The organism is Mycobacterium shunyiense (assembly GCF_058270035.1).
In genome coordinates, this window is sequence record NZ_JBZDPT010000043.1 from 129,061 (window position 1) to 150,584 (window position 21,524).

Consider the following 21,524-nt stretch of genomic DNA (forward strand, 5'->3'; position numbering starts at 1 on the left):
CAATTCGGCCGTCGGCTACACCAGCACCAGAGCGACCGCGACGGCACTGGCCGCGCACATCGACGGTCCGTGCGGCACGGTGCGGATACCACGCATGGCTGCCCCGAGGGCCAGGCCCGCGGTGAGCAGGGGTGCGGCCAGCGCGGCGAGCAGCCACACATCGATACCAAACGCACCGGTCATCGCCCCCAGCCCGATGGCGAGTTTGACGTCTCCCCCGCCCAGCGACCGGGGCGCCACCAGGTGCATCACCAGATACAGCACAGACAACGTCAGCGCCCCGGCCAGCGCGGCGCCACCGCGCCCAGCCACCGCCGCCACAACCGTGATCAGTACCGCGCCCGGCAGTGTCAGCCAATTCGGCAGCCGGCGTTCCCGGACGTCGTAGCCGCTCAGTGCAAGGAGCCAAACCACCACGACGGCGGCTATCCCTACCCCCATCAGTCGAGGCTAAGCGCGGCCGCCGGCCCGCCAACGCGCTTCTTTTGCGGGTCAGCCCGCGCGCAGCGCGGCCCCCACCGCACCCGCCGTTTGAGCGAAGCTGTCGAAATCGACGTCTGACCCCAACGGCTGGAGCACCACGGTCTGGGCGGCGTAACCGGCGATACCGGCGACGATCTGGTCGACGGATCCGGCGACGCCGTATCCGGCTGCCAGACCACGCTTGGCGGCCTCCTCGTCGAGACGTCGCCGTCCGTCCGCACCCGGAACACACGCCAGGTACTGCACAGCCGCGAATTCCGTCGCACTGTCCCGCTCGGCCAGCCCGGCAGCGACATGACCGAGCGATTCACCCGCAGAGTCCGGCGTGTTGGTGCTGTCGATGATCACACCGTCGGCGATCTCGCCGGCGAGCCGCAGCGTCTTCGGCCCGGTACCGCCGATGAGCAACGGAACGCGTTGAGGCGGAACCCAATCCAGTTGCACATCATCGAGATGCACGAAGCGGCCGTCGGTACTGACCGATTGGCCGGCGAGCAGTCGCCTGAGCGCAGCGTGGTATTCGCGCAAGAGCGTGAGCGGTGACGGCACCGCGGCCCCGGCCTGGCGCATCCAGGCCTGCACGCCGTGACCGATACCCACCCGGACGCGGCCGGGGTAGATCGTGGCCAGTATCGCGAGCTCCATCGCGGTGGACACCACGTTGCGCAACGGTGCCGGGAGCACACCGATACCCACGGTCAGCGTGTCGCTGCAGGCGAGCGCAACCGCGGCCTGCGCGATGCCGCCCTGCATGAAACAGTCTTCCCACAGCCAGAGTTCGTCGATACCGGCTCGTTGTGCGGCCGCCGCGGTGCGGGGCAGGCTCGCGGGTGAGCGGTCGGGGCGGAACACCACACCGACACGGGGCGGTTGGCCAGTCTGGATCATGTTCGCCACCCTACGAGCGAGGGCTCAGCCCAGTGCGGCGCGCATCGCCTCTTTAGGGGCGGGCATCCCGGTGAACTGTTCCACCTGAGCGAAGGCCTGGTTCAGCAGCATCTGCAGCCCGTTGATCGCCACGCCGCCCGCGGCCTCGACAGCTTTGGCCAGTGGCGTGGGCCACGGATCGTAGATCGCGTCGAGTACGCGCGGCACCCGAGCCAGCTTGTCTGCGTAGGCCGCTGCCGCGTCGGCCGGAATGGTGCTGACTGCCGAGTCCGCGCCGGCCACCGCATCGGTCAGAGCTGCACCGCCGATGTCACACCAACTACTGTGCGCCCCACAGCGACCGGCCAGATCGACCAGCCTCGAGGCCTTACCCTCGTCGCGCGCCACGATGGTGATCTGCTGCACGCCGAGTTCGGCCAGGGCGACCACTGCGGCCGGGGCAGTGCCACCGGATCCGATGACCAACGCCGAGTCGCCGGCCGTGCCGAGCGCTCCGGTGACCCCGTCGACATCGGTGTTGTCGGCTCGCCAGCCACCGGTCGGCATCCGGACCAGGGTGTTGGCCGAGCCCACCAGCTGGGCGCGGTCGGTGCGTTGATCGGCGAATTCCAGGGCAGCGAACTTGCCGGGCATGGTGACCGACAGCCCGACCCATTCCGGGCCGAGCGCGCCGACGAGGCCCGGCAGTTGTTCCGCGGTGCACTCGATGCGCTCGTACGTCCACGACGTCAGCCCCAGCGCCCGGTAGGCAGCGAGGTGCAGCTGCGGCGAGCGTGAGTGCGTGATCGGCGACCCCAGAACGGCCGCGCGCCGGCCTCCGCTGTCTGACCTACCTGGCACTGTCGAGGACACCGTTGTGCTGCGCCTGTTCGATGTTCGCCAGATGCTGGTCGTAGTCACGGGTGAACAGCGTGGTGCCCTGCAGGTCGATGGTCACGAAGTACAACCAGTCCCCTGCCGCCGGATGCTCGGCCGCGGCCAGTGCGTCAGTGCCCGGCGAGCAGATCGGTGTCTGCGGAAGCCCTTGACTCATATAGGTATTCCACGGAGTCGTCTTGGCGCGGTCGTCATCGGTGGTCGCCACTTCCTGGCGGTCCAGCGGGTAGTTCACGGTCGAGTCGAACTCCAGCTTGCGGTGTTCGGCCAGCCGGTTGTAGATCACCCGGGCAACCTTGTCGAAGTCCTGTGGCTTGGCTTCGCGTTGCACCAGGGATCCGACGGTGAGGATCTGATACGGCGACATCTGCATGGCCGCGGCGGTGTCGAGCAGACCGCTCTGGGTGTAGACGGTGGCGCTGCCGCCGATCAGGGTCGAGAGGATGTCCTGCGGTGTCCCCGCGGGGTCGACATTCCAGGTGCCGGGCGCGATCAGCCCCTCCAGCCGCCGGTGATCGTTGGGCATCGCCGCAACGGGAGCAGCCGCCCATTCGGGTACCGCCAACGCGGCCGCCGGTGCCGATTGCGCAGCGGCCCGGAGCTCATCGACCGGCACACACCGCTTCTCGCCGTCGAGTTCGACGCAGGAGGCCTGGGAGATCAGCGTGAAGATGCCTTCGGTGACGGCCTTGGTCTTCACATCGGCGGTGTCGTCGAGCTGGCGCCCCTCCGGGATGGTGAGTTTGCCCACCCGGTTCTCCGGATCAGCCAGGCGTTCAACGGCATTGGCAGCCGGAATCTCGGTACGCAACTTGTAGAACCCGGGCTGGATCGCCGAGATCGCCTCATTCTTGTGGGCTGCCTCGACGAACACCTTGACCGTGGCGACCACCTTCTTGTCCTGCAAGGTCTTGGCGATGGCTGTCGTTGAATCGCCGTCGTGGACCTGGATGACGACATCGGCAACCCCGTCGCCCGCATAGTCGCCGGAGCTGCCGGACATGCTGTGCCACAGCTTGGACCCCAGGAACACCGCACCGATCACCACCATGATGAGCACGGCGAGAGAGAAGCCCCTGGTGGTGCGTCGCTTCCGGTCCTTGCGGGCTTTGCGGGCCCGCTCGGCCTTGCTCAGCCCGCGGCGCGGTGGTCCGACCACCTCGGGCTTGGCCTTGTCGGCACCCCACTTCTCAGCCATCCATGCCCTCTCCGCGCGCAGCCAGAGCCGCACGCCGCTGATCCAGCCAGGACTGCAGAATGCCAACTGCAGCGGCCTGGTCGATCATCGCCTTCTGTCCCTTTGCCCGAACGCCCGCTTCGCGCAAAGACCGTTGCGCCGACACAGTAGTGAGCCGCTCGTCAGCCAACCGCACCGGTATCGGAGCGATCCGGCGGGCCAGCAGATCCGCGAGTTCGATGGCGTCGACGGCCGAGCTGCCGGCCCGGTCGGCGAGCGTGCGCGGCAGTCCGACGACGACCTCGACGGCCTCGTACTCGCCGATCAGCGCCACCAGTCTGCGCAGATGTTTGCCCGACCGGTCGCGCTTGTCCCGCTGAACGGTCTCGACCGGGGTCGCCAGTATCCCGTCGGGATCGCAACTGGCCACACCGATGCGCACGGTGCCGACGTCGACGCCGATGCGCCGGCCACGTCCGGGGTCATCGTCCCCTGGGCGGTCCGGTAGCCGGTCGTCGACCGTGTCGGACACGACGCTAGCCCCGGCCGATCTCGGCGCGCAGCGCGGCCAATGCCGCGTCGATACCCGCCGCCCCCTTACCGGAACCTTGTGCCATGTCCGCCTTGCCACCCCCGCGGCCGTTGACCGCCGCGCCGAACTGCTTCACGAGTTCGTTGGCGCGCAGGCCGAGATCCTGAGCAGCCGGGTTGACCGCCACCACGAACGGCACCGCGTCGTCCTCGCCCTCGGCGATCAGCGCAACCACGCCCGGGTCCGAGCCGAGCTTGCCCTTGATGTCACCGACCAGGCTGCGCAGGTCACCTGCCGACATGCCGCCGGCCATCCGTTGCGCGACCACCCGGACCTTGCCGATGGTCTCGGCGCCTGCGGCGGCATTGGCCGCCGCGGCCCTGGCGTTGGCCAACCGGGCCTTGTCGAGTTCCTTCTCGGCGGCCTTGAGACGTTCCACCAGGTTCGCGACGCGGGCCGGCACCTCCTCGGAGGGTACCTTGAGCGACGAGGCCAGTCCGGCCATCAGAGCGCGTTCCTTGGCCAGATGGCGGAAGGACTCCAGCCCGACGTACGCCTCGACGCGGCGCACACCGGAGCCGACCGACGATTCACCGAGGATGGTCACCGGTCCGATCTGGGCTGAGTTGTGTACGTGCGTACCACCGCAGAGCTCCAGCGAGAACGGACCGCCGATCTCGACCACCCGGACCTGGTCCGGGTAGTTCTCGCCGAACATCGCCATCGCGCCCATCGCCTTGGCCTTGTCGAGCGCGGTGACGAAGGTGTTCACCTGGTAGTCGGCCTCGACGGCCTCATTGGTGACTTCTTCAATCTGGGTGCGCTGGTCTTCGGTGAGAGCACCCTGCCAGTTGAAGTCGAACCGCAGGTAGCCGGGCCGGTTCAGCGAACCGGCCTGAACGGCGGTGGGGCCCAGCACCTGTCGCAGCGCGGCGTGCACCATGTGGGTACCCGAGTGCCCCTGCGTGGCACCGCGACGCCACTTCGGATCGACTGCGGCGGTGACGGTGTCACCCTCGACGAATTCTCCGGACTCCACGTTGATCCGGTGTGCCCACAGGGTTTTGGCGATCTTCTGCACGTCCGTGACGGCGGCCTTCGCGGCTCCCGAGGCGCCGGTGCCCGTGATCGCACCCTCGTCGGCGATCTGGCCGCCGGCCTCGGCGTAGAACGGGGTGCGGTCCAGGATCAGTTCGACGCGCTCGGCGTCGACGTCCTCGTGCGTCACCACCGGCACCCGCTTACCGTCCACGAAGATGCCGAGAATGCGTGCCTCGGTGGACAATTCGTCGAATCCGGTGAACTCGGTGGGCCCGGTGTCGACCAGCTCGCGGTATGCGGAGAGATCGGTGTGGGCCTGCTTGCGCGCGGCGGCGTCGGCCTTGGCGCGCTGACGCTGCTCCGCCATCAACGACCGGAAGCCCTGCTCATCGACGGAGAGGCCGGCCTCGGCGGCCATCTCGAGGGTGAGGTCGATCGGGAAGCCGTAGGTGTCGTGCAGGGTGAATGCGTCGGTGCCGGACAGCTTGGAGGCTCCCGCGCGCTTCGTCTTGGCGGCGGCGTCGTCGAACAGCTTCGAGCCGGCGACGAGGGTCCGGTTGAACGCGGTCTCCTCGGCGACGGCGATCCGGTTGATGCGCTCGAAGTCGGTGACCAGCTCCGGGTACGACGGGCCCATCTCGTCGCGCACCGTGGACATCAGCCGGCCCATGATGGGCTCCTCGACGCCGAGCAGTTTGGCCGCGCGGATGATGCGGCGCAGCAGGCGGCGCAGCACGTAGCCACGGCCCTCGTTGCCGGGGCTGACCCCGTCGCCGATGATGATGGCCGCGGTGCGGCTGTGGTCGCCGATGATGCGGTAGCGGACGTCGTCTTCGTGGTTGCCTGCGCCGTATCCGCGCGGGGCGATCCCGGCGACCAGATCGATCACCGGTCGCACCAGGTCGGTCTCGTAGACGTTGTCCACGTCCTGCAACAGGCACGCGATGCGTTCGACGCCCATACCGGTGTCGATGTTCTTGCGCGGCAGCGGGCCGAGGATCTCGAAGTCGTCCTTCGAGGTGCCCTCACCGCGCTCGTTCTGCATGAACACGAGATTCCAGATCTCGATGTAGCGGTCCTCGTTGGCCTCCGGCCCGCCCTCGATCCCGTATTCGGGGCCGCGGTCGTAGTAGATCTCCGAACACGGGCCGCACGGCCCGGGGATGCCCATCGACCAGTAGTTGTCGGCCATGCCGCGGCGCTGGATGCGCTCGAGCGGCAGCCCGGCGACTTCCTGCCACAGTTGGATTGCCTCGTCGTCGTCCAGATAGACCGTTGCCCACAGTCTTTCCGGGTCGAATCCGTAGCCGCCCTCGCTGACCGGGTTGGTCAGCAGGGTCCAGGCCAGCTCGATGGCGCCCTTCTTGAAGTAGTCACCGAACGAGAAGTTGCCGGCCATCTGGAAGAACGTGTTGTGCCGGGTGGTGATGCCCACCTCGTCGATGTCAGGGGTCCGGATGCACTTCTGCACGCTGGTGGCGCGGTCCCACGGCGGGGTGCGGGCACCGAGGAAGTAGGGCACGAACTGCACCATGCCGGCGTTGACGAACAGCAGGTTGGGGTCGTCGAGGATCACCGAGGCACTGGGCACCTCCGTGTGGCCTGCCTTCACGAAATGATCGAGGAAGCGCTTCCTGATCTCGTGTGTCTGCACGTTGCTCGTGTCCTCGTGTTCGTGGGTGGCTGGGGTTGCGCAGGCAACTACCAGTTAGACCGCTTTACATTACCGTTCTGCGCGTTCACCCCGAAAAGGCGACGAACGTCACGCCCCCAGAAAGCTCAGCCGCACGTGGCGCTGCGGGTTGTCGCGGTTCAGATCGACCAGCACCACGCTCTGCCAGGTTCCCAGGAGCAGGCGGCCCGCCTGGACCGGCAACGTCACCGACGGTGACACCAGCGCAGGCAGCACGTGATCTGCGCCATGGCCGAACGAGCCGTGGCTGTGCCGGTAACGGTCGTCGCGCGGCAACAACCGTTCCAGGGTATCGAGCAGATCGTCATCCGAGCCGGCACCCGTCTCGATGATGGCCACGCCCGCGGTGGCGTGCGGCACGAACACATTGCACAGGCCGTCACGGTGAGCGCCGCAAAACTGCCGTACCTCGTCGGTGAGGTCGACGATGCGACGCCGCGAGGTGTCCACGTCGATCATGCCGGTGTCCATCTGCCCAGCCTACGAGGCACACGCCGACCCATTGCCACCTCCGGCGCACCAGAGGATGGTGGTAGTGGAACCGGTGGCGCCACCGGGGCGCCGCCCTGGCAGGAAGGGGTGGATCGTGTTCGCACGTTCAACCACGATCGCGGCGCGCACCAAGGCGATCGACGCCGGCATCACCCATGTCCGCGACGAGGTGATGCCTGCTCTCGACGATGTCGACGGCTGCATCGGCCTTTCGCTGATGGTGGACCGGGAATCAGGCCAGTGTGTCCTCACGACGGCGTGGCGGTCCGAAGAGGCCATGCATGCCAGTGCCGCCGCGATAGCGCCGATGCGCCATCGGGTGGTGGAAACGTTCGCCGGCACTGCCACGGTCGACGAATGGGAGATCGCGGTGGTTCACCGCGAGCAGTACTCCGGGCCGGGCGCCTGTGTGCGGGCGACGTGGCTGCGAACCCGCCCCGAACTGTTCGACCGGGCCGTGGACTTCTACCGGAGCTCGGTGTTGCCTGCGATGGAAGACCTCGAGGGCTTCTGCAGCGCCAGCCTCATGCTCGACCGCGGATCTGGTCGGGCAGTGTCCTCGGCCACCTTCGAGAGTGCCGCTGCGATGGACCACAACCGCGATCAGGCCAGGGCGTTGCGCACCGCCCGCCTGCGCGACCTGAGCGCCGATCAGATCGATGTCGGCGAGTTCGAACTCGTGCTGGCTCACCTCCGGGTACCCGAGATGGCCTGACCGAGAACGCGTCCAGAATTGACGGCACCGTTTGGACGGTGATCGCCCGGGGTATCTCCCCTCCAGCCCAACACAGCCCTGGAGGAGAAATGACCATCACCGGCATCATCAGCGCGATCCTGATCGGCATTGTCGTCGGCGTGATCGGCCGGCTGATCGTTCCCGGCAGACAACCCATCGGCATTCTGGTGACGATCCTGGTCGGCATCGTCTCCGCGTTCATCGGTACCGCCCTCGCCCGCGCCATGGGCGTCCCGACGGCGACCAGCGGCGTCGACTGGCTCGAGCTCCTCGTCCAGGTCATCGTGGCCGCACTCGGGGTGGCCCTGATATCCGCTCTGATGGGACGCAGGAGGACCGGCATCCTCGGAACCCGACGGTCCGGTCTGCTGCGCTGACCAGCTGCCCCCGCACCACGGTCCCGGTTGAATATTCAACCGGGACCGTGGTTTTCGTCCGGGAGGGTCAGCGGCGGGCGCGGCGGATGATGGCCCGCAGCTTGTCCACCCGGGTGACCAGCTCGCGTTCGAATCCACGTCCGGTCGGCTGGTAATAGTCCGTCCCTACCAGCTCGTCGGGCGGATACTGTTGTGGCACAACACCATCGGGGTGATCGTGGGCGTATTTGTACCCCACGGCATTGCCGAGCTTCTGCGCTCCCGAGTAATGCCCGTCCCGTAGATGCGGGGGCACCAAACCGGCCTTGCCCGACCGGATGTCGTTCATGGCCGCACCCAATGCGGTGGTGACCGCGTTGGACTTGGGTGCGGTGGCCAGGTGCACGGTCGCGTGCGCCAACGTCAGCTGCGCCTCAGGCATGCCGATCAGCTGCACGGTCTGGGCAGCGGCGACCGCGGTCTGCAGCGCGGTGGGGTCGGCCATCCCGATGTCCTCACTGGCCAGGATCATCAACCGGCGCGCCACGAACCGGGGGTCCTCCCCCGCCACCAGCATCCGGGCCAGGTAGTGCAGCGCCGCGTCCACGTCCGATCCGCGCACTGATTTGATGAAGGCGCTGACGACGTCGTAGTGCTGGTCGCCGTCACGGTCGTACCGCACGGCGGCCTTGTCCAACGATTGTTCGATGGTCTCGACCGTGACCCGTTCACGGGGCTCGGCAGCCACCTCCAGCGCGGTCAGCGCCCGCCGCGCATCCCCGGCGGAGAGCTGCACCATGAGGTCGACGGCGTCGTCGGTGACCTCGACCGCACCGCCGAGCCCGCGCGGGTCGGTGATCGCGCGGCGTAACACCGTCTCGATGTCCTGCGGGGTCAGCGGCTGCAACTGCAGGATCAACGAACGCGACAGCAGCGGCGCGACCACCGAGAACGACGGGTTCTCCGTGGTGGCCGCGACCAGCAGCACCACCCGGTTCTCGACCGCCGCCAACAGCGCATCCTGTTGGGTCTTGGAGAAGCGGTGTACCTCGTCGATGAACAGCACGGTCTGTTCGCCGTGGACGGCCGCGCGCCGGGCGACATCGATCACGGCGCGGACCTCTTTGACGCCGGCGCTCAGCGCCGAGAGCGCCTCGAACCGGCGGCCGGTGGCCTGTGAGATCAGCGAGGCCAGAGTGGTCTTGCCGGTGCCGGGAGGGCCGTACAGGATCACCGACGCCGCGCCGGACCCCTCCACCAGTCGGCGCAGAGGCGATCCGGCCTGCAACAGGTGCGACTGGCCGACGACCTCGTCGAGGCCGGCCGGGCGCATCCGCACCGCCAGCGGTGCCGTGCCGGGCGCGGCAAGCGCGCCGGGGTCACCCGGCCCCGGGTTGCCTGGCACGTCGAACAAACCGTCGGACACGCCTTCTGCTTACCACGCCGACACGACGGGCTACGCCGGTGCGGTGACGAAATCGATCAGTTCCTCGACCCGGCCGATCAGCGCGGGCTCCAGATCGTTCCAGTCGCGCACCTGCCCGCGGATCCGCTGCCACGCGCGGGCGATGTCGGCCTGGTCCCGGTGCGGCCAGCCCAGCGCCTCGCAGATGCCGTGCTTCCACTCCACACTGCGCGGGATCGTCGGCCAGGCCTTCATCCCCAGCCGGGCCGGTTTGACGGACTGCCAGATGTCGACGAACGGATGTCCGACCACAAGGGTGTGCTCACCGCCGGGGCCGCGCCGCACCGCCTCGGCGATGCGCGCCTCCTTCGACCCGGTGACCAGGTGATCGACCAGCACTCCCAGCCGCCGGCCCGGCCCGGGCGCGAACTCCGCAACGATGTCGGTCAGGTCGTCGACGCCGCCCAGGTATTCGACGACGACACCTTCGATGCGCAGATCGGCTCCCCAGACCTGCTCGACGAGTTCGGCGTCGTGCCGGCCTTCCACGTAGATCCGGCTGGCCAGCGCGACCCGGGCCTTGGCATTCGCCACCGCCACCGAGCCCGACGCCGTACGCGCGGGTGCGGTGGTCCGCTTCGGCACCACCAGGCTCACCGGCTTGCCGTCGATCAGGAAGCCCGGGCCCATCGGAAACGTCCGCACCTTGCCCCTGCGGTCCTCGAGCTCCACCCGACCACCCTCGATCCGCACCACGGCGCCGACGTAACCGCTCTGGGCGTCCTCGACGACCAGTCCCTTCTCCGCAGGCTGGTCGGTCGATCGAGTCAGCTTCGGGGTGTGTGGGTTTCGGGACAGGATGTCGGAACCGTAGCGATCAGTCACGCGGCGATCCTAGAAACGTCTGCAGCGACAGCGGGGTTGCGACATACCATCGTGATCGTGCTGTTAACTCGCACGCGCGCCGCGGCGTCGGCGCTGATGTTGATGGTGTCGGCGAGCGCGTGCAGTCCGCGAACCGAACCCGACTGCGGGGTCGCGGGAATGACGGTATGCCCCAAGCCGAGCGATCATGATCTGCCGGACGTCGCGGACATGCTCACCTGGAATCAATCGGAGCGGGTGGTCGGGTTCCGCAACGACTACCGGGCTTATCCCGGTGATCTGTTCCGCCACGGTGACCCGTTCCCACTGCCCACGGCCGATCGCCGACTGACCGACGCGTCCTACACGATCGGCGGCATCACCCACGATCTCGACGACTACCTGAACCGGCAGAGTGTCACCGGGATGCTGGTACTCAAGGACGGCAAGATCGCCTACGAGCACTACGGCGCCGGAAACGACTCTTCCACGCTGTGGACCTCGCGGTCGGTCGGCAAGTCCGTGGTGTCCACGCTCGTGGGTATCGCAGTCAAAGAAGGCAAGATCGCCTCCCTCGACGACGCCGTGACCAAGTACGAGCCCGATTTCGTCGGCACCGCGTTCGACGGCGTCACCGTGCGCCAGCTCATCACGCACACTTCGGGGATCGCGTGGAACGAGGACTACACGGACCCGAATTCGGATTTCGCCAAACTCACGGCGTGCGAAGCGGCTGATGACACCTACCGGTGCGTGTACTCACTGGTTCACGGGGTCAAGCGGAAACCCGGCGTCGCACCGGGCGAGGTCTGGTCGTACACCACGGGCGGTGCCTGGTTGCTCGGTGACCTGCTGGAGAAGGCCACGGGCACCAATCTCGCCACGTACCTGCAAGACAAGATCTGGAAGCCGTTCGGCATGGCCGATGACGGTGTCTGGCATTCCTACGAGCTCGGGCGCCATGACATGGGCGGGCACGGGTTCAACGCCACGTTGACCGACTGGGGACGCTTCGGGCTGTTCGTGATGCGTGACGGTGAACTGCGCGACGGCACGAGGACGCTGCCCGACGGTTGGGTGCGCGACGCACGGACCTGGACGACGGCGCGCGGCTCGGTGACGCCGAGTCATCCTGAGGGCACGTACGGGTACCAGTGGTGGAACAACAGCATCGCGGCCGACGCGGGTGACGTGCGGCCGCCCCGAGCTACCGGCATGGACGAAAACCTCTGGGCACTCGGCATATTCGGGCAGGTGATCATGGTCGATCAACGGCAGAACCTCGTGATGGTGCAATGGTCGACCTGGCCGCAGGCCGAACCCGCGTTCAACACCCTGCCGCTGGAGATGTCGCTGATGTTCAGCGCGATCGCGGCCGAACTCAACCGCCGGTGACCTCGTCGATGACGGTGTGAACAAACCGCATCTTCTCCAGGACGGCGGGTGCCAGCACGAACGGGTACAGATCGTCACGGCCCATCGACCGGTTCACCATGTTCAGTGACCACGCCAGCGGCAGCCACATTTCGATGATGGTGTCGAACGCGGCCGGACCCAACAGACGCCGACCGAAGATGCCTCCGGCCGGAGCGAATCCAAAAGCCGCTGCGGTGTCGAGCGTGTCGCGGATGTGCAGATAGTGGGCGAAGGTTTCGGCCCAGTCCTCGGCAGGGTGCATCGTCGCGTAGGAGGAGACGAAGTCGTCCTCCCAACCCGACGGCGGCCCATCCTCGTAGTGCCGGTCCAAGGCGGCCTGATAGTCGGCGTCCGGATCTCCGAACAGTTCGGTGAATTGCGCAGCGTAGTCGGGTGACGGCGCCACCAGACGATAGAAGTAGCAGTGCCCGATCTCGTGGCGGAAATGGCCGAGCAGCGTTCGGTACGGCTCGTCCATGGCGATCCGCAACTGCTCGCGGTGCACATCGTCGCCTTCGGCGAGATCCAGTGTGATGACGCCGTTGTGGTGACCGGTGAACACCTTCTCGGATTCGCTGGAGAGCAGGTCGAAGGCCAATCCGAATTCCGGATCCTCGTCGCGGCCGATGATCGGCAGCTTCAGCTCGTGTAGTTCCGAGATCAGTCGGCGCTTGGCCCGCTCGGCCTCGGCGAATGACGTCATCGCCGCGGTATCGGCATCTGCGGGCCGGGTCCTGGTCAGCCTGCACGACGCGCACAACGGATCCTGGCCGATCCGTACCAGCCAATTACATTCGGCCAGATGCAGATTCGCGCACAGCCGGTACTGCTTCTCGTCGACGGCACCGGCGTGGCCGGCCTGTTCGGTGTCGGTGATCACCAACAGCGCCATGTCATCGAGGGAGAAGCCCAGCGCACTGCGGCATGACAGGCACAGCGAGTTCTCGAACGCCAGACGCTGGCCGCAGTTCGGGCAGTTGAAATCACGCATGCAGCACCGGCTCTCGATCGGGCGGGCAGGGTGTCACATCTACCGACACCTCGATCACGCTGCTGAGAGAGTCCGTGTAGATGATGCCGCGCAGCGGGGGGATGTCGGCATAGTCACGGCCGAATCCGGCCACGATATAGCGCTCGTCGACCATCTGGTCGTTGGTGGGATCCATTCCCAGCCAGACGTTCTGCGGCGTCCACACCGACGCCCAGGCGTGGGTGGCGTCGACTCCGATCATGCGTTCCTTGCCGGGTGGCGGATCGGTGGCCAGGTACCCCGAGACATAGCTGGCTGCCAGGCCGTTGGCCCGCAGGCAGGCGATCGCCAGACGGGCGAAGTCCTGGCAGACGCCCTCACGTGCGTCCAGCACCTCGGCCACCTGGGTGGACACCGTCGTCGAACCCGACCGGTAGGTGAAGTCGGAGTAGATCCGCGACGTCAGTTCGCGAAGCACCTCGATCAACGGTCGTCCGGGCACGAAACTGGGCGCGGCGTACTCCCGCACCGCGTCGGTGATCTCCGGCGGTGAGAGGTCAAGGGTGAACTCCGCGGCCAGCGCACCATCACCGCCGACCGGGCGGGCCAGCTCCCACGGCGCCCCGGCAGAAGCACCTGAATAATGCTCGGGTGCAAACGGTTCCACCTCCACCACGGATGCACCGGTGATACTCAAGGTGCGGTGGCGTTCGGTCACGTGGAAATACGAGCTGACATTGCCGTACGCGTCGCGGCTGGTGGAGCTGTCTGCCGCCTCCGGCTCGATCGTCAGGTGGTGGGACAGGCAGCGCTGCCAAGGCAGATCACGCGGCGTGAGGAAACCGCGTCCGTAGGAGCTGGTGACATCGTCGGAATAGCGATAGACGGTGCGGTGGATGATCTCGTAACAGCGGGTTCCCGCCGCGCCGGCAGGTCCGGTCATGGCATCACCCGCCGCTCGTCCGGCCCCCACAGCGGTTGCATCCCACCGGGCAACGACAGGTGCGCCGCGGTGATGACACCCGAGAGATCGCGCAGGCCGGCGTGCACTCCGTCGAGTAGACCGGCCAATTCCGCCCGAGTCCCGTCCTCGCTGACCTCTTCGAGATCTGCCGGGTCCAGGCGGCGCAGTCGGGTGGCAAGTTCGTCGATCAGTCGTTCGGGACGCGACGACCCCGATGCTCCGGGCAGGGGCTTGAGGTCGGATCGGATGCGCTCCAACTGGTAGATCAAGGACCTGGGATTCTCGGCGTCGAACAACAGCAGTTCGGCGATCGCGGCGATGCTGATCAGCCCGGGATTCCGCCGCCGATAGATGACCGACGATTCACAGACCACCAGGGCCGACTCGGCCACGGCACGTTCGGCCGCCGCACTGCGCACCGCAGTCAAGGTGGCGCGCAGCAGCGCGGTCAGCGCCAGCCCGCGCTCGATGCGCTTGCCGAGATCCATCACGGTCCAGCCGACATCCTGCACCATCGATTCCGCGGCCACCCCGGACAACGCCAACATCCCGGCCAGGGTCTGGCTGTGCGCGGCGGCGAGGTATCCCTCCGCGACATTGGGCGACTGAGGCGGGGCGGCCGACGGCCGCAGCACCGCGCGTTCGACGCCGGCCAGCACCATCCAGGTGTCGTTGGACATCTGGTCGCGTACCGCCCGGGCCGCCAACCCGAGCCGCTCCACCGATTGGGCGAGCGATCCCGACCGATGCCGGTCCGCGGTGGCCGACCACAACGTGCTCGGGGCGATCGCGATCATCTCGTGGGCATCGGCGGAGTCACCGGTGTCGGTTCCCGTGATCGAACCGACCGCAGCGAGCAGTACCGGAACACACTGGCTTTCATCGAGGTCCAGTCGGTATCGATACTCGTGGTAGCGCTCCCGGGTGACGGTGAGCAGCCGGGCCATGCTCTCGGCGCGTTCGGCATACCGGCCCATCCAGAACAGGTCGGCGAGCACGCGGGGCGAGCTGACCGCCCGGGTCGGGCTGGGCACCGCAATCGCGGAGGCGAGCTCGACCGAGACCGGCGGGATCCGCTCGGCGGTGACACGCTGCGGCGCGTTCACCCAAACATCCTTGGCGGCAATGGTGTTCATCCGGTAGGCGGCATTCCCGGGAGCGACCACGTAGCCCAGCCCACCGATCATCGGCGCATATCCGCCGCGCTGAGCCACGGTGAACAACCGCATTCCGACATTTCCTGCCGACAACCCCTTGGACCGGTAATTGGTTGGTGCGGTGGAGAACTGGGGCAGTTCCTGCCCTACCCACCGAGTCGGGTCGGCGTCGATGCGTGCGGCCAGCTCATCGCGCTCCGCGGCCGCAAGCATCGGCCCGACAATCGTGGTACCGCCGCTCACCGGCCGGATCAACAACGACGACAGCTTGGTGAGCAGATGAGAGCGCTCGATGTCGATACCGCCCCAGTACATCGGCGCCGTGGCCAGCTGTGGTTTCTCGCCGAGCAACAGCTCGGCCAGATCCGGCAGAAACCGTGCCAGCCCGGGACTTTCGAGAACTCCGCTACCCAAGGTATTGACCACCGTCACCGAACCGCGCCGCAACGCCTCGACCAGCCCCACCACGCCGAGCCGGGAATCGGGGCGAAGATCCAGCGGATCCACATAGTCGGCGTCGACTCGACGCAACACCACATCGACGCGTTTGAGCGTGCCCAGCGACCGCATCCACACCGTGCCGTCGCGGACCACCAGATCGGCACTCTCCACCAGCGGGAAGCCGAGTACCCCGGCCAGGTAGGCCTGGTCGAAGGCGGTCTCGGAATGGATGCCGGGACTGAGCACCACGACCATGGGCTCGTCGGCGGCCTCCGGAGCCGCGTCGAGCAGCGCCAACCGCAATGCCTGAGCCCACGGCGAGGAGGGCCGCGGACCTACCCGTTCGTAGAGGTCGGGAGCAGCGTGCGCGATGACGCGGCGATCTGCCAGGGCGTAGCCGGCACCTGAGGGCGCCTGTGTCCAGTCCGCATTCACCAAGAAGGCGCCGTCGTCGCCCCGGCTGACGTCGCATCCGTGGAGGAACAGCTGATGACGTCCGGGCACCACGATGCCGCGCGCGGCCCGCACATATCCGGGATGGGCGAACAACAACGGCGCGGGCAGCACCCCGCTGGTGAGCGAGCGGCGGGCGCCGTACAGATCGGTCAGCACCGCATCGAGAAGCCTGGACCGCTGCACCAGACCTGATTCCAGGCAATCCCAGTCCGTCGCCGAAAGCACCAGGGGCACGGCGTCGAGATGCCAGGGGCCCGGCACGGCGGTGCCGTCGTCGTCGGTGACCACCTCCCCGTGGTGATCCATCTGGATGTAGGTGATGCCGTCGTTGTCGACAAGGCCGCGCACCGTGGCACGCAGCCGGTCCAGGCCGTCACGGCCACGCTCGCCGATGCCGGCGGCCAACTCGCGCCAGGCCGGGCGGACGTTGCCCGAGGCGTCGATCAACTCGTCGTAGCCGGCACCCACGCCGTCGTCGCGCACCTCGAACAACGCACGCTGGGCCCGGGAACGGCGGTAGGCGGCCACCACACCGTCGACGTCCATCCCGTCGGCGGCGCCACTCGCACCGGTGTCCAGGGCAACACCGGTGGCCTGAGCGGACTCCGGTGAGCCGTTCGCGCGAAGAACCATCAGTGAAGAACGGTACGCACCCTCCGATGATCCGGGCTTGCTTGGCGCACCGTGCGCACGATCACGCCGCCCAGATTCGGCCGGATTTGCCCGGCGCTGGTTGAATTCAGCGGTGAGGTAACCGAGGCGAAGGGATGTGGCCGCCGGCGATGTGGAGCACCGTGCTGGTGATGGCCGTCGTGGCGGCAGTCGATCCGCTCAGAATCGGGGTCGTGGCCTTCATGCTGTCTCGGTCACGGCCGGTGCGGTTGCTGCTTCCGTTCTTCCTGTTCGCGTTCACCGCCAACGTCGCGGTCGGCGCCGCGGTGGTGTTCGTGTTCAAGAACGTCACCGGCGACGGTGGGAGCAGCATGCCTCCGGGCCTGGAGATCGGCATCGGTGTGGTGGCGCTGGCGATCAGCGTCCTGTCCATCACTGGTGTGCTCGAACGCCTGGTCACGAGGGTGCGCGCGCGCCGGACGGCTCCGGCTGCAGCCTCGGCGGAGTCGGTGCCGGGCCTGTCGAAGCTGCCGGATGGCATGCAGGCCGCGCTGCGAGGCGAGGCGCCCTGGGCCGCCGGACTGCTGGGCCTGATCAACGGTTTCCCCACGCCGTACTACTTGGCCGCGATGGCTGCCGCCCTGACCTCGGGCGCTGCGGTGACCGAGCAGATGGTCGCGATGGTCGTGTTCAATCTGGTCGGTTTCCTCGCGGCGATCATCCCGATCATCAGTTTCTGGGTGGCTCCGGCCGCCACGAGGTCCGGCGTCGAGCGGATCTACGAGTGGATGGGAATTCACCATCGGCTGGTCGTGGCCGTGATCGCCGGCGCGGTCGGCGTGTACTTCCTGGCCACGGGCATCAGCCACCTGTGAGGTTGCGGTCCCGTCAGCGGGTCGCGAATCTGCGATAAATCGCGAGCATCAGGACACCCGCCATGGTGATGCCCACCAGGTTCACGCCCAACTGCAGTACCGACCGGGCCGCGATGTCCCATTCCCCGACCGTCGCGGCGACCACCGCGAAACCGGCGGCGGGAACCGTCGTCACCGATATGAAGACACCCACGAGTGCCGCGGATTTCGCCGACACGAGCGACAACATCCCGGCCGCGCCGGCCAGCAGGGCCACCACCAACGAGAACGGGCCCACCTGGAAGATGAAATCCACCTGCTGCAGGTCACGGAAGCTGGTCAACGACACCCACCCCAGAGCTTCGAAGCCCAAGGTGGCGAGGGCGGTGACGGCCATCGCGAAGGGGAAGCCGATCAACAGCGCCGCGCCCGCGCGGCGGGCCAGCGACATCCGTCGCTGCACCAGCGCGACTGCAAGTGCCGCCAGCGGCCCGAATTCGGGCCCGACGACCATGGCACCGACCACAGTGACGGCGGAGTCGGTGATGACGCCGATTGCGGCAAGCAGGCACGCGATGCACAGGAACATCAGATACGTCGCGTTGAGGCTGGACTCCTCGCGGGTCCGCGACACCAGCTCGTCCCAGATCACCGCATCGGCGCCGTCTCCCTCGGTGGCATCCTCGGCATGAAAGGCCGACGCGGACAGGACGGTGTCGAGAGGCTCGAGGGTGATGGCCCCCAAGTGCGGCACATCAAGGGATTTCAGCCGCTCCACCACATCGTTGGCCGCCTCCCGGACCAGGATGGCCGTGATCTCGTCACCGGCCGGATCCCTCGCATCCCCGGCGTGCACCACCACATTCGTGACGCCGGCTTCCCGGTCGAGGACGTTCAGGATCGGCTGTCGCAGATCGGTCGGCGCGATGACGCGTAAGTGGAGCACGGGCCGAGAGTAGCGTTCTCAATCCCACCAGAAGACCCACAGCGGACGCGCCAGCATGCGCGCCAGTGCATCGAGCGAACCGGCCTCGGTGTTGACCGCGTCGTCGCAGTACAGATAGGCCTCCAGGGCGGCGGTGAGCGCGTCCTGGAGCCTTCGTGGTGGCTGATCGACCACGAGCACCAGAGATTCGTCGTCGAGGGCCAACACCTCGGTCCCGTAGTGGGCGGACCAGCGCCTCAAGATCGCCGCGTGCTCGGCACCGAGGACGCCCGAATTGATCGCGCCCGACCACTGCAGCAGTCCGGGAACCAGCCAATCCGCAGGGGTGGGAATCAACGCCAGCCGCGTGTACTCGCCGCGAGAGTCGAAGTCGGCGAACTGCTGCCGCCAGTCCCCCGGGTCGCCGGTGTCGAACCCGGACGGATAACGCGGGATGTCGTACCCGGCAGTGCGGATCTCGAACTCGCGTTCCAGCCATCGAGTGCCGTCGAGTTCCGCTGCCAATACCGGTGTTTCGTCGGCCACACCGTCCATCCCGATCCGGTGCCAGGCCATGTCGGTGAGCAGCACGGGCCACAATCCCGTCACCGGAAACTGCGCGCGAACCGCAACCCACGCCTCCGCGGCAGGAACACCCGGCGGCACCGGGACTGTCCACATGGGTGCGCGGTGGGCCAGCACGTCGTCGTGGCGTTTCAGTTCGCCCAGGACGACCCCCGTCGCGGCCAGGGCGGCGCCGGGATCGCGTGGTGGGGCTACCGCCGGCGGCGGCACGTTCACCGGATCGGGCGCGAACGGCGGCGCGTCCAGCTCCGGCACGTCCGGCGCGGGTGGCGGCGCCGGCAGGAACGGAGGATCGCCGACAGACGAGGGTGACGTCACGGGCTGACCGGTCAGCAACTGAGCCAGTCCGATCAGGTCCGCGGCCACGGCAGTGACTCCCCGGCCGCCGTCCTGGACTGCCCACACCGGGTGGGCACCCGGCCCCTGCTTCAGAAACGCCACCCCGTAGACCGGCACCACCCTGGGTTCTTGGGCGAGTTTGGCACTGGCCAGCTTCAGCGCCGCGTCGCCACCCGGATTGTCACCCCAGGCGGGGTGCCACAACCCACCCTCGCGGACGGCGCGCAGCAACTCACGCACCGGCCGGCCGATGTGCGCCCGAAGCGTGACTTCGTCGGCGTTGCGCCAGTCCGGCCAGCCGTCCCCTACCGGCAGCCCGGCGGACAGGAAGTCGCGGTGAGTATCGTTGAGCCACAAGGAGAATCGCGATTCGAGTGTGCTCAGTTCGGCCTCGGTGAGCCCCGGGTCGATACGCCACTGACCGTGCTCGGCCAGGATCTCGACCGCACGTGCACCTACGGTCACGACGTGGGACGCTCGAAGCGCACGACAAGCTCGTCGGCCGGCACTGGGTGCCCTTCGTCGCAGCGGATCTCGACGCCGGCCAGTGCGCCGCACCCGTCGTGCGCTAGGCGCAGGCCCGTGTCGCCGAGATGCTTGCGACCCCACTCGAACATCGCCCACACCACCGGCATGAAGTCGGTTCCGGAGTCGGTGAGCACATACTCGTCGCGTTCCCGCTGGCCGGGCTCACGATAGGGCCGCTTCGCCAGCAGTCCGGCGGCCACGAGGTCGGACAACCGCGCCGATGTCGCTGCCTTGGTGATCCCGACCCGGCGGGCGAAATCGTCGAACCTGGTGGTTCCGTAGAAGGCCTCGCGCATGATCAACATCGCCGACTTGGTCCCCGCGAACGCCATGGTCCGCTCGATCGGGCAGTGCCCCACCGCCGACCAGGCGTCTCGGTCGGCCAGCTTGCCCTGCAGCATTCCCACGGAATCAAACCCCATCCCTGAGTTGTTCTAACTATACCCAGGTGCTATATCTGGGTAGTCATCACAATACTCAGCGTGGAGCATCAGGAGGTCAAGATGACCGGATATGCAGACCGGGACGCAGTCATCGTCGGAGCGGTCCGGACCCCGATCGGCAAAGGCAAAGCCAACGGCGCGCTGCACGGCGTCCTGCCGACGGACCTGCTGGCGCACAGCCTGCGGGAGCTGATCGCCCGCACCGGCGTCGACCCGGTACTCGTCGACGATGTCATCGCCGGCGCAGTGACCCAGGTCGGCGACCAGGCGGTGAACGTGGCCCGCAACGCACTGCTGGGCGCAGGCTTCCCCGAAACCGTTCCCGGGACCACCGTCGACCGCCAGTGCGGCAGCAGCCAGCAGGCGATCAGCTTCGCCGCCCAGGGGGTGCTGGCCGGCGCCTACGACATCGTGATCGCCGCAGGTGTGGAGTCCATGTCGCGGGTACCGATGGGCAGTTCGGTACTACCGGGCAGCGATCCGTTCGGCCTGGACTTTGCGAAGCGCTACTCCGAAGGCCTTGTACCGCAAGGGATCAGTGCCGAGCTGATCGCTGCCAAATGGGGATTCTCCCGCGCTCAGCTCGACGAGTTCTCTGCAGGCAGTCACGAGAAGGCCGCCCGGGCCACGAAGGACGGACTGTTCGAGGCCGAACTCGCCCCGGTCGCCGGGCTGAGCACCGACGAGATCATCCGGCCGGGAACGACGGTGGAGACCTTGTCCGGGCTGAAGCCCGCGTTCTACAACGAGGCCTACGCCGCGCGCTTCCCCCAGATCAAATGGGAGATCACCCCGGGCAATTCGTCACCGCTGTCGGACGGCAGCGCGGCGGTGATGATCACCAGCGGTGCCACGGCGCGGAAGCTCGGACTCAAGCCGCTGGCACGTATCCACACCACGACCGTCGTGGGATCAGACCCGCTCTACATGTTGACCGGTGTCATCCCCGCCACCGAAAAGGTCTTGGCGCGTGCGGGTTTGACGCTGGCGGACATCGACCTGTTCGAGGTCAACGAGGCGTTCGCTCCGGTGGTGCTGGCCTGGGCGCACGACACGGGCGCCGATCTCGGCAAGACCAACGTCAACGGCGGGGCCATCGCGATCGGACACCCGCTGGGCGCCAGCGGAGCGCGCATCATGACCACCCTGGTCAACGCGCTCGAGCAGCGCGGCGGACGATACGGCCTGCAAACGATGTGTGAGGGCGGCGGCATGGCCAACGCCACGATCATCGAGCGGCTCGCCTGATCCCCCGCCGAAACCGCATTCCAGCAGAGAAAGTGCGAGTAAG

At 67.5% G+C, this 21,524-nt stretch carries 20 protein-coding genes; 5 read left to right on the top strand and 15 right to left on the bottom strand.

Annotated elements, in window-relative coordinates; translation table 11 throughout:
* Positions 1 to 15 precede the first annotated feature (15 nt).
* The 7 genes from AC4ELS_RS23825 to AC4ELS_RS23855 form a co-directional block, all read right to left on the bottom strand.
* The gene (locus AC4ELS_RS23825) at positions 16 to 441 is read right to left on the bottom strand and encodes an A24 family peptidase (RefSeq protein WP_064887065.1); all 426 of its coding nucleotides are present in this window, start codon (positions 439 to 441) and stop codon (positions 16 to 18) included.
* A gap of 51 nt (positions 442 to 492) precedes the next feature.
* The gene (locus tag AC4ELS_RS23830) at positions 493 to 1,371 is read right to left on the bottom strand and encodes an LLM class flavin-dependent oxidoreductase (RefSeq protein WP_499049569.1); all 879 of its coding nucleotides are present in this window, start codon (positions 1,369 to 1,371) and stop codon (positions 493 to 495) included.
* A 24-nt stretch (positions 1,372 to 1,395) separates the two neighbouring features.
* Positions 1,396 to 2,211, bottom strand: coding sequence for a shikimate dehydrogenase (locus tag AC4ELS_RS23835; RefSeq protein ID WP_499049571.1), 816 nt, complete (start codon positions 2,209 to 2,211; stop codon positions 1,396 to 1,398).
* Positions 2,201 to 3,445 carry an endolytic transglycosylase MltG gene (locus tag AC4ELS_RS23840; RefSeq protein WP_064887063.1) on the bottom strand — a complete coding sequence of 415 codons (1,245 nt, stop codon included), beginning with the start codon at positions 3,443 to 3,445 and terminating at the stop codon, positions 2,201 to 2,203. The genes AC4ELS_RS23835 and AC4ELS_RS23840 overlap by 11 nt, the downstream gene beginning before the upstream one ends.
* Positions 3,438 to 3,956, bottom strand: coding sequence for a Holliday junction resolvase RuvX (gene ruvX, locus AC4ELS_RS23845; protein WP_055113549.1), 519 nt, complete (start codon positions 3,954 to 3,956; stop codon positions 3,438 to 3,440). The genes AC4ELS_RS23840 and ruvX overlap by 8 nt, the downstream gene beginning before the upstream one ends.
* 4 nt (positions 3,957 to 3,960) lie before the next feature.
* Complete coding sequence (gene alaS / locus AC4ELS_RS23850) at positions 3,961 to 6,651, bottom strand: alanine--tRNA ligase (protein ID WP_499049573.1); 2,691 nt, start codon at positions 6,649 to 6,651, stop codon at positions 3,961 to 3,963.
* A 108-nt stretch (positions 6,652 to 6,759) separates the two neighbouring features.
* The gene (locus tag AC4ELS_RS23855; RefSeq protein WP_110777841.1) at positions 6,760 to 7,149 is read right to left on the bottom strand and encodes a secondary thiamine-phosphate synthase enzyme YjbQ; all 390 of its coding nucleotides are present in this window, start codon (positions 7,147 to 7,149) and stop codon (positions 6,760 to 6,762) included.
* A 127-nt stretch (positions 7,150 to 7,276) separates the two neighbouring features.
* On the opposite strand from AC4ELS_RS23855, the gene AC4ELS_RS23860 reads away from it, so the two are divergent.
* Together AC4ELS_RS23860 and AC4ELS_RS23865 are read left to right on the top strand one after the other, a co-directional pair.
* Positions 7,277 to 7,897, top strand: a complete 621-nt coding sequence (locus tag AC4ELS_RS23860) for an antibiotic biosynthesis monooxygenase (protein WP_064887060.1) — start codon at positions 7,277 to 7,279, stop codon at positions 7,895 to 7,897.
* Positions 7,898 to 7,986: 89 nt separating this feature from the next.
* The gene (locus tag AC4ELS_RS23865) at positions 7,987 to 8,295 is read left to right on the top strand and encodes a GlsB/YeaQ/YmgE family stress response membrane protein (protein ID WP_064887059.1); all 309 of its coding nucleotides are present in this window, start codon (positions 7,987 to 7,989) and stop codon (positions 8,293 to 8,295) included.
* Positions 8,296 to 8,362: 67 nt separating this feature from the next.
* On the opposite strand, the gene AC4ELS_RS23870 is transcribed toward AC4ELS_RS23865, so the two are convergent.
* Both AC4ELS_RS23870 and AC4ELS_RS23875 read right to left on the bottom strand, forming a co-directional pair.
* Positions 8,363 to 9,700 (bottom strand): replication-associated recombination protein A, encoded by a 1,338-nt coding sequence (locus tag AC4ELS_RS23870; RefSeq protein ID WP_499049575.1) that lies wholly within the window; start codon positions 9,698 to 9,700, stop codon positions 8,363 to 8,365.
* Between the two features lie 30 nt (positions 9,701 to 9,730).
* Entirely contained in the window at positions 9,731 to 10,564 is an 834-nt protein-coding gene (locus AC4ELS_RS23875) for a DUF3097 domain-containing protein (RefSeq protein ID WP_448446558.1), read from the bottom strand.
* 57 nt (positions 10,565 to 10,621) lie between these two features.
* On the opposite strand from AC4ELS_RS23875, the gene AC4ELS_RS23880 reads away from it, so the two are divergent.
* Positions 10,622 to 11,938, top strand: coding sequence for a serine hydrolase domain-containing protein (locus AC4ELS_RS23880; protein ID WP_499049577.1), 1,317 nt, complete (start codon positions 10,622 to 10,624; stop codon positions 11,936 to 11,938).
* Here AC4ELS_RS23880 and AC4ELS_RS23885 read toward each other — a convergent pair.
* Genes AC4ELS_RS23885 through AC4ELS_RS23895 form a run of 3 tightly spaced genes read right to left on the bottom strand, consistent with a single transcriptional unit; the run spans position 11,925 to position 16,580 of the window.
* Positions 11,925 to 12,950 carry a zinc-binding metallopeptidase family protein gene (locus AC4ELS_RS23885; RefSeq protein WP_499049579.1) on the bottom strand — a complete coding sequence of 342 codons (1,026 nt, stop codon included), beginning with the start codon at positions 12,948 to 12,950 and terminating at the stop codon, positions 11,925 to 11,927. The genes AC4ELS_RS23880 and AC4ELS_RS23885 overlap by 14 nt on opposite strands.
* Positions 12,943 to 13,872, bottom strand: coding sequence for a transglutaminase family protein (locus AC4ELS_RS23890; protein ID WP_499049581.1), 930 nt, complete (start codon positions 13,870 to 13,872; stop codon positions 12,943 to 12,945). The genes AC4ELS_RS23885 and AC4ELS_RS23890 overlap by 8 nt, the downstream gene beginning before the upstream one ends.
* The gene (locus AC4ELS_RS23895) at positions 13,869 to 16,580 is read right to left on the bottom strand and encodes a circularly permuted type 2 ATP-grasp protein (RefSeq protein WP_499049583.1); all 2,712 of its coding nucleotides are present in this window, start codon (positions 16,578 to 16,580) and stop codon (positions 13,869 to 13,871) included. The genes AC4ELS_RS23890 and AC4ELS_RS23895 overlap by 4 nt, the downstream gene beginning before the upstream one ends.
* A 134-nt stretch (positions 16,581 to 16,714) precedes the next feature.
* On the opposite strand from AC4ELS_RS23895, the gene AC4ELS_RS23900 reads away from it, so the two are divergent.
* Positions 16,715 to 17,434, top strand: a complete 720-nt coding sequence (locus tag AC4ELS_RS23900) for a GAP family protein (RefSeq protein ID WP_254358838.1) — start codon at positions 16,715 to 16,717, stop codon at positions 17,432 to 17,434.
* Positions 17,435 to 17,447: 13 nt separating this feature from the next.
* Here the strand turns inward: AC4ELS_RS23900 and AC4ELS_RS23905 are convergent, their stop codons facing one another.
* From AC4ELS_RS23905 to AC4ELS_RS23915, 3 genes are read right to left on the bottom strand one after another with little or no spacing between them, the layout of a single operon-like run.
* The gene (locus AC4ELS_RS23905; RefSeq protein WP_064960753.1) at positions 17,448 to 18,359 is read right to left on the bottom strand and encodes a DUF389 domain-containing protein; all 912 of its coding nucleotides are present in this window, start codon (positions 18,357 to 18,359) and stop codon (positions 17,448 to 17,450) included.
* Between the two features lie 18 nt (positions 18,360 to 18,377).
* On the bottom strand, positions 18,378 to 19,727 hold the full coding sequence (locus AC4ELS_RS23910; protein WP_498884273.1) for a DUF4253 domain-containing protein: 1,350 nt from the start codon (positions 19,725 to 19,727) through the stop codon (positions 18,378 to 18,380).
* Positions 19,724 to 20,212, bottom strand: a complete 489-nt coding sequence (locus AC4ELS_RS23915) for a winged helix-turn-helix transcriptional regulator (RefSeq protein WP_276029082.1) — start codon at positions 20,210 to 20,212, stop codon at positions 19,724 to 19,726. The genes AC4ELS_RS23910 and AC4ELS_RS23915 overlap by 4 nt, the downstream gene beginning before the upstream one ends.
* Positions 20,213 to 20,293: 81 nt before the next feature.
* Between AC4ELS_RS23915 and AC4ELS_RS23920 the strand changes: the two genes are divergently transcribed.
* A complete protein-coding gene (locus tag AC4ELS_RS23920) occupies positions 20,294 to 21,481 on the top strand; it encodes a thiolase family protein (protein WP_499049675.1) in 1,188 nt (395 codons plus the stop codon).
* Positions 21,482 to 21,524 lie beyond the last annotated feature (43 nt).

Bases quoted from the DNA above. Each gene is read 5' to 3' on its own strand.
- AC4ELS_RS23825 (WP_064887065.1), bottom strand. From the start codon at position 441: ATGGGGGTAGGGATAGCCGCCGTCGTGGTGGTTTGGCTCCTTGCACTG.
- AC4ELS_RS23830 (WP_499049569.1), bottom strand. From the start codon at position 1,371: ATGATCCAGACTGGCCAACCGCCCCGTGTCGGTGTGGTGTTCCGCCCC.
- AC4ELS_RS23840 (WP_064887063.1), bottom strand. From the start codon at position 3,445: ATGGCTGAGAAGTGGGGTGCCGACAAGGCCAAGCCCGAGGTGGTCGGA.
- AC4ELS_RS23855 (WP_110777841.1), bottom strand. From the start codon at position 7,149: ATGATCGACGTGGACACCTCGCGGCGTCGCATCGTCGACCTCACCGAC.
- AC4ELS_RS23865 (WP_064887059.1), top strand. From the start codon at position 7,987: ATGACCATCACCGGCATCATCAGCGCGATCCTGATCGGCATTGTCGTC.
- AC4ELS_RS23885 (WP_499049579.1), bottom strand. From the start codon at position 12,950: ATGCGTGATTTCAACTGCCCGAACTGCGGCCAGCGTCTGGCGTTCGAG.
- AC4ELS_RS23890 (WP_499049581.1), bottom strand. From the start codon at position 13,872: ATGACCGGACCTGCCGGCGCGGCGGGAACCCGCTGTTACGAGATCATC.
- AC4ELS_RS23895 (WP_499049583.1), bottom strand. From the start codon at position 16,580: ATGGTTCTTCGCGCGAACGGCTCACCGGAGTCCGCTCAGGCCACCGGT.
- AC4ELS_RS23900 (WP_254358838.1), top strand. From the start codon at position 16,715: ATGTGGCCGCCGGCGATGTGGAGCACCGTGCTGGTGATGGCCGTCGTG.
- AC4ELS_RS23915 (WP_276029082.1), bottom strand. From the start codon at position 20,212: ATGGGGTTTGATTCCGTGGGAATGCTGCAGGGCAAGCTGGCCGACCGA.
- AC4ELS_RS23920 (WP_499049675.1), top strand. From the start codon at position 20,294: ATGACCGGATATGCAGACCGGGACGCAGTCATCGTCGGAGCGGTCCGG.